This is a genomic window from Lutimonas saemankumensis, from assembly GCF_020171465.1.
In the GTDB taxonomy this organism is placed as follows: Bacteria; Bacteroidota; Bacteroidia; order Flavobacteriales; family Flavobacteriaceae; genus Lutimonas; species Lutimonas saemankumensis.
Genome location: NZ_JAIUZR010000003.1, coordinates 560,162 through 572,591, shown reverse-complemented (window position 1 = coordinate 572,591; position 12,430 = coordinate 560,162). Strand labels below are relative to the sequence as shown.

10 protein-coding genes are annotated in these 12,430 nt (G+C 40.1%); 7 read left to right on the top strand and 3 right to left on the bottom strand.

The window, feature by feature from the left end:
- Positions 1–26 precede the first annotated feature (26 nt).
- On the top strand, positions 27–1,652 hold the full coding sequence (locus tag LCM02_RS04050; RefSeq protein WP_224927045.1) for a M1 family metallopeptidase: 1,626 nt from the start codon (positions 27–29) through the stop codon (positions 1,650–1,652).
- Between the two features lie 2 nt (positions 1,653–1,654).
- Here LCM02_RS04050 and LCM02_RS04045 read toward each other — a convergent pair whose 3' ends face one another.
- Complete coding sequence (locus LCM02_RS04045; protein WP_224927044.1) at positions 1,655–3,127, bottom strand: aminopeptidase P family protein; 1,473 nt, start codon at positions 3,125–3,127, stop codon at positions 1,655–1,657.
- A 121-nt stretch (positions 3,128–3,248) separates the two neighbouring features.
- Between LCM02_RS04045 and gcvT the strand changes: the two genes are divergently transcribed.
- A complete protein-coding gene (gene gcvT, locus LCM02_RS04040; protein ID WP_224927043.1) occupies positions 3,249–4,331 on the top strand; it encodes a glycine cleavage system aminomethyltransferase GcvT in 1,083 nt (360 codons plus the stop codon).
- Positions 4,332–4,352: 21 nt separating this feature from the next.
- A complete protein-coding gene (locus LCM02_RS04035; protein ID WP_224927042.1) occupies positions 4,353–5,021 on the top strand; it encodes an ion channel in 669 nt (222 codons plus the stop codon).
- Here LCM02_RS04035 and LCM02_RS04030 read toward each other — a convergent pair.
- Entirely contained in the window at positions 5,011–5,580 is a 570-nt protein-coding gene (locus LCM02_RS04030) for a lysophospholipid acyltransferase family protein (protein ID WP_224927041.1), read from the bottom strand. The genes LCM02_RS04035 and LCM02_RS04030 overlap by 11 nt on opposite strands.
- Before the next feature lie 78 nt (positions 5,581–5,658).
- Between LCM02_RS04030 and LCM02_RS04025 the strand changes: the two genes are divergently transcribed.
- The 4 genes from LCM02_RS04025 to LCM02_RS04010 all read left to right on the top strand — a co-directional run bounded on the left by LCM02_RS04025 (position 5,659) and on the right by LCM02_RS04010 (position 10,484).
- Positions 5,659–6,975 carry a DNA recombination protein RmuC gene (locus tag LCM02_RS04025; protein WP_224927040.1) on the top strand — a complete coding sequence of 439 codons (1,317 nt, stop codon included), beginning with the start codon at positions 5,659–5,661 and terminating at the stop codon, positions 6,973–6,975.
- An 8-nt stretch (positions 6,976–6,983) separates the two neighbouring features.
- Positions 6,984–7,952 (top strand): YheT family hydrolase, encoded by a 969-nt coding sequence (locus tag LCM02_RS04020; protein WP_224927039.1) that lies wholly within the window; start codon positions 6,984–6,986, stop codon positions 7,950–7,952.
- 81 nt (positions 7,953–8,033) lie between these two features.
- Positions 8,034–9,101 (top strand): putative type IX sorting system protein PorV2, encoded by a 1,068-nt coding sequence (locus LCM02_RS04015; RefSeq protein WP_449566801.1) that lies wholly within the window; start codon positions 8,034–8,036, stop codon positions 9,099–9,101.
- 201 nt (positions 9,102–9,302) lie between these two features.
- Complete coding sequence (locus LCM02_RS04010) at positions 9,303–10,484, top strand: lipoprotein N-acyltransferase Lnb domain-containing protein (RefSeq protein ID WP_224927037.1); 1,182 nt, start codon at positions 9,303–9,305, stop codon at positions 10,482–10,484.
- Here the strand turns inward: LCM02_RS04010 and LCM02_RS04005 are convergent.
- Positions 10,477–12,387: a polysaccharide biosynthesis protein gene (locus tag LCM02_RS04005; RefSeq protein ID WP_224927036.1), complete on the bottom strand. Its 1,911-nt coding sequence runs from the start codon at positions 12,385–12,387 to the stop codon at positions 10,477–10,479. The genes LCM02_RS04010 and LCM02_RS04005 overlap by 8 nt on opposite strands.
- Positions 12,388–12,430 lie beyond the last annotated feature (43 nt).

Below are 12,430 nucleotides of genomic sequence, written 5' to 3'. Positions count from 1 at the left end.
TATTTATACATCCTAAAAATCATATGATGAAAAAGATTTTTTTCCTGCTATTAGCACTTATTTCGTTTAGCCTGGCATCTCAGGAGTATAGCCGAAAAGACAGCCTTCGTGGCAGCATTACTGATGAACGTGCCTGGTGGAATCTGCTTCATTATGATCTTGACGTTGCGGTAGATATCGAGAAAAAATCTATTTCGGGAAAAAATACCATTAGCTACGAGGTACTTAATGAAATGCCTGTCCTTCATCTTGACCTGCAGGACCCGATGAAAATTAAAAGCATTACTCAGGATGGAGAATTTCTGACCTACAAAAAAGAATTCTCAGCCTATTTTATAAACCTTGTAAAACCCCAAAAAAAAGGCAGTATAGAGAAAATAGAAGTTGTTTTTGAAGGGATTCCTCCAGAATCATCAAATCCTCCCTGGGACGGAGGTTTTGTTTGGAAAACAGATAAGAACAAGAATCCGTTTATAGCGAATGCAAACCAGCTCATTGGTTCAAGTTCCTGGTTTCCATCCAAAGACATTCCTTATGACGAGCCTGATAAAGGGGTTCGTTTTAAAATAGAGGTTCCTCCCTCCCTGACCGCCGTAGCAAATGGAAGGCTCATAGAGGAGAAAGGTTCAGGTAAATCAAAAAGTTTTACCTGGGAGGTTGTAAACCCCATCAATGGATATGGAATCAACATGAATATCGCAGATTATGTCCATTTTTCTGAAACTTACCCAGGAGAAAAGGGAGAACTTGATCTTGATTACTACGTACTTTCCTACAACCTGAAAAAAGCGAAAAAACAATTTAAGCAGGTTCCAATGATGCTTCAGGCTTTTGAACACTGGTTTGGCCCTTACCCCTTTTATGAAGACGGATTTAAATTGGTGGAAACGCCATATCTGGGGATGGAACATCAAAGTTCAGTAACGTATGGTAACAATTATGAAAATGGTTATTTAGGTGGAGATCTGAGTCTTACGGGTCAGGGGCTAAAGTTTGACTTTATTATTATTCACGAGTCGGGCCATGAATGGTTTGCCAATAGTTTAACAAATTATGACGTTGCTGACATGTGGATTCATGAAGGGTTTACCACCTATAGCGAGGTGTTGTATCTGGATTACCATTTCGGTACCGAGGCAGGCAATGAATATTTGATCGGCTTTCGGGATCGCATAACGAACAACCGCCCCGTAACAGGAATCTATAAAGTTAATCAAAGAGGGTCAGGTGATATGTACCCGAAAGGAGCTGCCATGATACATACCTTGCGCCAGGTCATTGGTGATGACGAAAAATTCAGATCCTTGTTGAGAGATATCAATAAGGACTTTTACCATCAAACCCTGAGCAGTAAGCAGCTCGAAAACTACATCATGGATAAAACTTCTCTTGAGCTTGAAGGTTTCTTTGATCAATACCTGAATACAGTCAAGGTCCCGTTGTTACAGTGCAAAATTAAGAATGGAGAAATGAGTTACAGGTTCAAAAATACGGTCGATAATTTCAACATTCCCGTAAAAATGATAATTGACAAGAAAGAGATCTGGATCAGGCCCGGAAAGGAATGGCAAAAACAGGTTTTACCAAATCCAGATTCAAAAGTAAGCATGGATCCGAATTTCTATATCGATTTTGAAAAAAACATTAAATAATCCTATTTACCCTCTTCGCTGTCCAGATCAGGCAGGTGAAAATGATTGAAAACACTTTCCTGTTCCATCATTTTTTCGATCTCTTCAGATTTTCTCGGGGCAAGAGCCGAATAATTGACAGGTCCGTTTTTCGTAATTAAAACATCGTCTTCAATTCTCACACCTATTTTCCACCATTTTTCGTCACAGGGACTTCCATCCGGAATATAGATTCCTGGTTCCACCGTGAGAATCATGTTTTCCTTAAATGCTCCACGATTATTCAGATCATGAACATCAAGTCCAATATGATGCGAAGTGCCGTGAGGGAAATACAGTCTTCCCTGTGCCAAAGAATCAGTAATTCCCAACTCCAGAAGCCCTTTGTAAACGACTTCCCTTGCAGCCGCATCTACTTTCCTGGCATCACTTCCAATGACCATAGCTGCCATACCTGCTTCCTGCGCCTCGTACACAAGATCGTAAATAAGCTTTTGCTCTTCAGTAAATTTTCCGCTCGCAGGAATCGTTCTGGTGACGTCAGCAGTATATCCTCTGTATTCGGCGCCCAGGTCCATTAATATCAGATCATTGCCGGCCTCTAATTTATTGTTGTCTATATAATGCAGCACACAACTGTTATTTCCTGCCCCTACAATGGATGGATATCCTTCATATTCAGAACCGTATTTTTTAAACACCATCTCATGGATACCCTGTGTTTCGGTTTCAGACATCCCGGGATGCATGGCTTTCATTACTTCAATCTGGCCCACACAGGAAATTTCAACTGCCTTTTTGATCAGCTTCAATTCTTCATCGGTTTTTACTTCTCTCAAATTTGCCATTAAGGTCCTTAAGGTCTTGTTATCCACTACTGATTGGGCAGATTCCTTATCCGAATCAAGTTCTTTTCCTTCAGGCATAGGAATACTGTTGATACTTGTTTTGAACTGCTCGATCAAAGCGTACAGATTAGGTTGCTCCCATCCTTTTTGCCGAACGTCATTTTCAAACTTTCTGAACATCACCTTGTCGAACTTCGAAAAGTCAATGGGGTCTTCAATAAAGGCTTTGCCCGGATAAACATTGGTAAATCCAAGATCTTCAATGGCTCCTTTTACCCCTACGCCCGGCCCGTTATAAATTTTATATCGTGCACCTCTCTCATATACATAAAGGGCCTCATTAAATGTTTTTCCGTCTTCTACCTGGTCCTCGGAATAGATGACCAATACCGAATGAGGTTCTTTTAAACCTGATAAATAATAAAAATTCGGGTCCTGATGATAAATAAAGTCCACATCATTCGAACGGTTTCGTATGGGGTTTGCAAAAAACACCGCCACGCTGTTAGGGGGCATACTGGCCCTTAAAGCTTCTCTTCTTGATTTATGAAAATCCGAAGACATGTAATCAGTGGGCGTATTTTCCTGACTATGCGAACTTTGAAAAATTATGAAAAGAAAAAAACTTAAAATTACCTTTGTTTTCATGGGGATCAGATTTAGAAGTCGAAAGATATAAAAATTTGCTCAAGTCACCGTAGTGTATTTACGGTGAAAAAGTTTTATCCAATCCATACAGATTTTATACTTTAGCATAAAATAATCCATCATGAAAAATACTGCACTCACACATGTTCACGAATCACTTGGAGCGAAAATGGTTCCTTTTGCTGGTTATAACATGCCCGTTCAATATGAAGGAATTAACGTTGAACATGAAACTGTAAGAAATTCTGTCGGAGTATTCGATGTATCTCATATGGGAGAATTTTTGATCGAAGGAGAAAATGCACTGGAACTGATACAGAGAATCAGCTCCAATGATGCTTCAAAACTGGAAATTGGCGATGCCCAATACAGCTGTATGCCAAATGATAAAGGTGGAATTGTTGATGACCTGATCATCTACAGGGTTAAAGAGCATACCTACCTGCTTGTGGTGAATGCCTCCAATATAGAAAAGGACTGGAACTGGATCGCCTCTCATAACGGTAATAACGCGGAAATGAGAAATGTTTCTGACAACTACTCTTTACTCGCCATTCAGGGGCCCAAAGCCGTTGAAGCCATGCAGTCACTTACATCTGTGGACCTGGCTGAAATACCTTTTTATAAATTTAAGGTGGCAGAGTTTGCCGGTATTGAACATGTGATTATTTCTGCCACAGGTTATACGGGTAGTGGAGGATTTGAGATCTACTGCAAGAATGAAGAAGTGGAAAAGGTTTGGAACAAGGTATTTGAAGCCGGAAAAGAATTTGGTATCAAGCCAATCGGACTGGCTGCAAGGGATACGCTAAGGCTCGAAATGGGATATTGCCTTTATGGAAATGATATTGATGACACGACTTCTCCTATTGAAGCCGGTTTAGGATGGATCACTAAATTCACAAAAGATTTTGTCAACAAGGATGGGCTTTTGAAACAGAAGGAGGATGGGGTTACCCGACGTCTGAGGGCCTTCGAACTGGATGCAAGGGGGATACCCAGACAAGGTTATACTATTCTGGATGAAGACGGGAACAAAATTGGAACCGTTACCTCAGGCACAATGAGTCCAAGTCTCAAAAAAGGAATTGGATTGGGGTATGTCAACACGGGACACACCAAATTTGGCAGTAAAATTTATATCGAGGTCAGGAAAAAGTCCCTTCCCGCAACCGTGGTAAAATTGCCTTTTTATAAGCAGTAATTATGTGAAGTGGTCAAGATTATGATAGATAAGTTAAGAAGTAATATAACCCATTTTGCGGATACCCATAAGATTCACATCCTCTTGGTTTCCATTATAATATTGGTGTTTTTACCTCCTTTTCTTACAGAATTACCCAATTTTACTGACAGTTTTATCAAGCTTGATTTTTTAATGATCCTTATAGCTTGTTATCTGATCATAAGAAAAGTAAAGAGTTCCCGATTTATTGGTTATATAACCTTTATTCTGATCATAATTGATGCGTTTTTAGAAAGTGATATTTTAAACTATATAGGGCAGCTTGGGATTTCTTATATGGTCATTCATGCGTTTACCCTTGTCCTTAAAGAGGCGATGTCTTTACAAGGAGATACAAAAAATCTGATCCTGGTTTCAATTACTGGTTATTTGATCATAGGGCTCATTGGAGGTTTCTTGTCTGCGGGACTGGAATATATATATCCAAATTCCTATTCTCATTCTGCCGATATCGTTTTTGACCTTTACACCTTTATTTATTACAGCTTTGTCACCATGACCACCCTTGGTTATGGAGACATGATCCCTATTACTCAAAAAGCCCAGGCGCTTGCCCTGATGATGGTCATCTCGGGACAGCTTTTTTTAAGCGTCATCATTGCCATTAATATTGCAAAATTTATGCAGAAGAAAAAGCCTAACGTTTAAGGTTGAGGTGAAAATCCGGATCGAAGTTTTCAGGGATTTTTCCTTGAACATCTTTAAAAAACTCATGAAAATATAAGAAATCCTTTTCCATGTCATTGGTCAGGGTATAAGGCTCATTAATAAGCACCTGTTTTTTTCCAAAATCCAAAGTTGCCATAACGACAGGAATATTGGCCCCTTGGGCTACGTGATAAAAACCGGTCTTCCAGGTTGAAACCTTTTTCCGTGTTCCCTCAGGAGAAAGGGCAAAAATGAAATGATCCTCTGAATTAAAGATATCGATAAGGCTCTGGACCATGTTCTTGCTCTTGGTCCTGTCCACCGGGGTTCCGCCCAGTGCCCTGAAAAAAAAACCAAACGGGGGTTTAAACAAGGTGTGTTTTCCAATGAATTTAATAGGAAGACCTTCGGCAAACTTGACCAGAACGCCTATGGGGAAATCCCAGTTGGAAGTATGTGGTGCCGCTATGATAATATATTTATCAAGTTCCCTGGGAAAACCATTGAGGATTTTCCATCCAAAAATTTTAAATAGAATAAACCTTGAAATACTTTTCATATCAGCTCTATTGGGTTGAAATTTTTCGTAATATCGTAATTAATTCCAATATACTGATTTTTTAAAATAGAATTATTGATGTCAGATTTCATGCTATATATCATTTTGGCAATCGTCCTTGTCCTGGCGGTTGTTATTACCTATATCATAAGCAAACTAAAGTTTGAAAAAACAACGGCGGCTCTTGAAAGCAGGATGACCCTGATGGAGAATGAAAAAGAGGAAAAGGAAACCGAACTCACTGATCTTCAACAACAGCTTGAAATTTCAAGAAGGGAGAACCAACAGGTCCAGATGGAGCTGGTTAAAAAAAATGCCGCCCTTGAAAATGCAGGAGAAAAAATGGAAGCACAACAGGAAGATATTGCAAAACTCCAGGAGAAATTTTCAAAAGACTTTGAAATACTGGCCAATAAGATCCTGGAAGAGAAATCAAACAAATTCACGCAGCGCAACAAAGAAAATATGGAGCAGATCCTGAACCCGCTTCAGGAAAAGATCAAAACCTTTGAGAAAAAAGTAGAGGATACCCATAAAGAAAGTATTGAAAAACAGTCCGCTTTGCGCCAGCAAATACTAGGTTTAAAGGAATTGAACGTGCAGATGAGTAAAGATGCGGTAAACCTTACCAGGGCACTTAAAGGAGATTCCAAGAAACAGGGTGACTGGGGAGAATTTCAGCTGGAAACCATATTGGAAAAAGCCGGCCTTCAAAAAGATGTACATTTTTCAACCCAGGAAGGCTATCGGGACGAGGACTCACGCCTGAAAAAACCTGACCTTATCATAAACCTGCCTGACAACAAACATTTAATCATCGATTCCAAGGTTTCACTAACAGGTTATGAGCGATTTTTTAACGCAGAGAATGAGATTGCTGAAAAGACAAGCCTCAAGAGTCATGTCCAGAGCATTCAAAAGCATATCAAGGAACTGGGAAGCAAGAATTACACCGACCTGTACGGCATCAACAGCCCGGATTATGTGATCATGTACATACCCATAGAGCCAGCCTTGATGATTGCGCTGCAGGAGGATCAGGAACTTTATATTCAGGCACTGGACAAAAATGTGGTCATGGTATCCACTTCTACCCTTTTGGCAACGTTGACTACTGTGGCTTCCATCTGGAAGCAGGAAGATCAAAAGAGAAATGTCATGGAAATCGCCAGGCAGGCCGGAGCCTTATACGATAAGTTTGAAGGGCTGGTACAGGATCTGATCAAAGTTGGCAAGCAGATCAATGCCTCACAGGAAGGTTACAAGGCTGCCATGAACAAATTAAGTGAAGGAAAGGGAAATCTGATCACTCGCGTAGAAAACCTTAAAAAACTGGGTGCCAAGACTAAAAAGGCCCTTCCTCCCAGCCTTCTTGAAAGGGCTGAAGAAAATTAGTTGCAAAGATGGCTTTAGTTTCTCAGTCAACATATAATCCTCATCTTCTGTTCAAGAGTAAGCATCTAAATACCATTTACAGGACCTTGTTCCACAAAATAGAAGTTGTCTTTCAGCGGGAAAGAATGGAGACCTCCGACGGTGATTTTATGGATCTGGATTTTTCCCATGTCGACTCTGATAGGCTTGTGATCATCATCCATGGGCTTGAGGGAAGTTCAGGTTCAAAGTATGTTACCGCCATGACCCAGGTGGCCAACCTTTCCGGCTATGATGTGTTAGCGGTTAATTTGAGGGGTTGCAGCGGGGAGACGAATCGCCTGCTTTACTCCTATCACAGTGGTAAAACCAATGATTTTGCTGAGATACTTCGCTATTTGGATTCACGTAAAACCTACAAATCATATTTTGCTGTCGGTTATAGTTTGGGAGGTAATCTTTTACTCAAATACCTGGGCGAGCAACGTGATGACTATTCAGGTAAACTTCAGGCAGGGGTCGGCGTATCGGTCCCATGCGATCTCAAAGGCTCCTCTGAGGCCATTGCTAAATTCTGGAACATGGTGTACATGCAGCGTTTCCTGATCTCTCTAAAAAAGAAAACCCGCATTAAGATGGAGCAGTTTCCTGAAAATGGCCTGAACACAAAAGCCATTCTGAATTCAGCCAATTTTCTCGATTTTGATAATTATTTTACGGCACCTGTGAACGGTTTTATGGACGCCAATGATTATTGGAAACAAAACAGTTCCAAACAGTTCCTGGGAGGTATTAAAATTCCAAGCCTTCTGATCACGGCTGCTGATGATCCTTTTTTGTCGGAAACCTGCATTCCTGTGCAGGAAGCTAAAAACAACCGAAACTTTAAACTGGAAGTAACCCGATACGGTGGCCACGTGGGCTATAACTCAACCTTTGAAAACGGAAGTGGCTTTTGGCTTGAAAAGCGCATCATGAAATTTTTTGCTGAGGTATAGCCTCAACTAATTTCATTTACTCCTTATTTCATTGTATCATTGCATAGTGATATCAACGTTTTGATCCTGTAGCAATTGAAATTGAAAAAAGGTTTATTTTTTATCGTTTTACTTTCCACATTGAGCCATGGACAGGCCTTTAGAAGCTTTTCCAATGAGTTCCTGAATCTGGGGGTTGATGCTGCTGCTTTTGGTATGGGAAAAGCGGTTATCGCCTCAAGTGGCGATGTTAATTCGATTTACTGGAACCCGGCAGGGCTCACAAAAGTTGATGACATTCAGGGCGCATTAATGCACGCCGAATATTTTCAGGGAATTGGTAAGTACGACTACGCTGCCTTTGCCAAACCCATTAATGATGTCAGTACATTTGCCGTTGCCTTTATTCGTTTTGGCGTTGACGATATTTTGAACACAACTGAACTAATCGACAGCCAGGGAAATATCAATTATGATAATATCAGCCTGTTTTCTGCAGCCGATTATGCCTTTAATGTGGCATATGCCCGCAGGTTACCGGTACAGGGACTGGATCTGGGTGTCAACACAAAGATTGTTCACCGTAAGATTGGTGATTTTGCTTCTTCCTGGGGTTTTGGCATTGACGCCTCCTTACAGTTTCAGACCGAAACAGAATGGCAGTTTGGAGTCATGGTACGTGACATTACAACCACCTTTAATGCCTGGACCATCGACCAGGAAGAATTCGATAAAATACAAAACGCCATCCCGGGAGAAAATCAGGAGGCACCAGAGACCCTGGAACTGACCAAACCCAAAGTTCAGTTTGGCGTGGCAAAGTCTTTTGCGGCTTCCAGGGATTTCAATATCCTGGCTGAAATTGATCTGAACATGCGTTTTTCAGAGACCAATGATATCATCTCCTCCTCTGCCCTGAGCATTGATCCTGGAGCAGGTTTACAGTTTGACTATCTAAAAATGGCTTATTTAAGAGTTGGGGTAAACAACTTTCAGTATTTTACGGATTTTGACGGAGATCGAACTACCTCAGTTGAACCCAATTTTGGAGTAGGTTTCAGATATAAAGGAATCCAGCTGGATTATGCTCTTGCCAATATAGGTGCTGCGAGTGGTACCTTATACTCAAATATATTCTCGATCAAGATCGATATATCTTATTTTAGATAACCAGGCTTTTGAGTCAAATTATGATTTATATTTATGCCAAGTTTTATGTGTTAATTGATCTTAAGGTGGGTAGGGATAAAGATTTGAAATATTTGAATATTTGACTCAATTCAAATTCAGACCCCGATTAATAATTTTTCATGCTTAAAAAAAGTCTCGATCAATTTCAAAATTTATAATCTGTTAAATATCTGTGATATTTTGAAAAAACTAATTTTCCTTTTATTTTTTTCCCTTTCGTTTTTGGGCTTTGCACAGCAGATCCAGTTATCCCCAAAGGCAGAAATAAGTGTAATCACCTGTGGGCCGGGCACAAATGAGTTGTATGCAAGTTTTGGCCACAGTGCCTTTCGGGTGCTTGATCTTGAAAATAAAATTGACAGAGTCTATAACTACGGTACCTTTGATTTTGATACCCCAAATTTCTATTTGAAGTTTTCACGTGGCAAACTGCTGTATCAGCTGCGGGCCTATAATTTTGGTAATTTTTTGAGAAGTTACCATCGCGAAAACCGCTGGGTCAAAGGGCAGGTACTCGATTTAAACCAGGAGCAGGTACAAAAGGTTTATGATTTTCTGGAAGAAAATGCCTTGCCCGAAAACCGCTCGTACAAGTATGATTTTTTCTACGACAACTGCTCTACCAAGTTATACGATGTTCTCGAAGAAGTCCTGGGTGACAAACTGGTTTTTAAAGCGAATTTTGATCAGGAAGATTTAACGCACCGGGATCTGATCGAGCTCTATATGGATCATCAGCCCTGGGCCGACTTTGGCATTGACCTGGCCCTTGGAGCGGATATAGACCGCAAAGCCAGTTCACGTGAATATATGTTTTTGCCTGACTATGTGTTTGAGGCCTTTGAGGAAGTTGAAATTAAAAAGGAAGATGAGGGATCAATTCAACCTATTGTAAAAAGGACCGAAGAGATCTTGTTGAGTTATAAAGGGAAGTCTATGGAAAGAGGAATAACGCCATTTTTAGTGTTTTCACTGGTGGCTCTCATTATTGTTGCCGTTACTTACCGGGATTATAAAAAGGAAAAAAGGTCCAAAATTTTGGATGTATTGATATTTGCGGTTACAGGAAGTGTGGGGCTTATCTTGCTTCTGTTGTGGTTTGCTACGGATCATTCAGCCACAGCCAATAATTTTAATGTGCTTTGGGCCTTTGCCCCGAATTTGATTTTTCTTTTTTTAACAAATAAAAATGCGAAAATGAATCAGCACTATTTACTGACCCTCTTGCTACTGCTGGATATCATGGTACTACTATGGATCTTTAGGGTACAAGTATTTCACTATGCCCTGATCCCATTGATGCTGGGACTCTATATTCGATATATCTTCTTGTGGGTAAGGTTTCGGAAGGAATCTAACTGATCTTCAATTTTTTTACCTTCACCTGAGTGTCATCCAATTTCTCAAATTCTGAGTTATTCGAGATATATTCCGGAACAATGGCTTTGATCTTTTTAACCAATTCCAAGTGATCTATGCTCAGCTCAGAAATCAGGGAATCGATCCTGGCTTTGACCTGATCCACATGAATATTATCTGTTTTGGCGATCATGATCTTTTCGTTATACGTAGGGATGGTATTCTCTTCGTTGGATAACAATTCCTCGTATAACTTTTCACCGGGGCGAAGGCCTGTTATTTTGATATCGATATCTTCCGGGTAACGACGACCACTTAGATGAATCATTTTTTTGGCCAGCTCAAAGATCTTGACAGATTCTCCCATATCAAACACATAGATCTCTCCACCATTACCCATAACTCCTGCTTCCAATACCAGTTGACAAGCCTCAGGAATCGTCATAAAGAAACGAGTAATGTCCTCGTGGGTTACCGTCAATGGACCACCATTTTCAATCTGTCTTTTAAACAAAGGAATTACAGAACCATTGGAGCCCAGTACATTACCGAATCGGGTTGTAACAAATTTGGTTTTCCCCTGGGTATTCAGACAATTGGCATAGAGTTCAGCCACACGTTTGGTAGCACCCATGACATTTGTTGGGTTGACTGCTTTATCCGTGGATACCATGATAAATTTTTGTACATGATGCTGGATGGCATACTTCATCAACAAACTGGAACCGTATACATTAACACGCACCGCTTCATAAGGATTGTTTTCCATCAAAGGAACGTGTTTGTATGCTGCTGCATGAAAAATCAGGTCAATATTGTTATTTTCAAATAATGATCTGATCCTGTCTTCATTACGAATATCCGCCAATTCAACAGAAAAATTTTCAACTTTTTCCCTCAAAAACTTTTGCTGAAGATCATAAAGAGCTGACTCAGCCTGATCCAGAAGTATGAGCTGTTTATACTTGTATTTACTGATCTGCTGAGCGATCTCACTACCAATGGAACCGGCGGCTCCGGTTACCAGAATAACTCTGTTTTCCAGTTCCTTCTGCAAGACAGGATTATTAATCTTGATCGGTGTTCTTTCCAAAAGGTCCTCGATCTTTACTTCCTGGATCTGGCCCACATTCAACTCACCATCGATCCATTGCTGAACAGGAGGTACTATTTTAATGGTCACAGGGAGATCGGTTAGCCTGTCCACCTTTTCAAAAAGTTCAAACGGCTTGATCTTCTGGATGGATACGATTATTTCTTTAATATCATACTTTTCAATAAAATTCTTGTCAATAATTTTAGGATCATAGATTTTGATCCGGTTAAATTGCTTGCCTATCTTCAATTGGGAATCATCAAGGAAACCGACGATCCTGTATTTACTGCTTACACTGGTGCTTAGGGTATTATAGGTGATCAAACCCGATTCACCGGCACCATAGATCAATACATTCTTCGGTTTTTGATAATTGGAAGCAATTCTGTCAAACAAATATTTAAAGATAAACCGGCTGGAAATCAAAACTACAATATTCAGCAAATAGTGAATTGAAATTATGGATAAAGGAATTGAATAAACGTCATAAATATTAAAGTTTCTGATCACCAGGGCCGATGAAAATAAAATAGCTGCAATAATTGTTGAGGCCCAGAACACATTTATGGCATCCTTTGTTCCTGTATGCCTAACGATTCCTTTAAAAGAACCCACAGACAGAAAACCAATCAAAGAGGCAATTGCGATTAATGGCAATTGCTGGATAAAATCATAGGAGCCGAATTGCAGTGAAAAATTAAATCGAATCAGGTAGGCAAAAAAGAAAGCCTGCAGACTCAGAGACAGATCGATCATCAGGACGATCCAGCGAGAAGTATATACAGCGTTGTTAAAAATAGATTTGGTCATGGGGGGATAAGCTATTTAGTTTGTACCCTGCAAATATACGCAA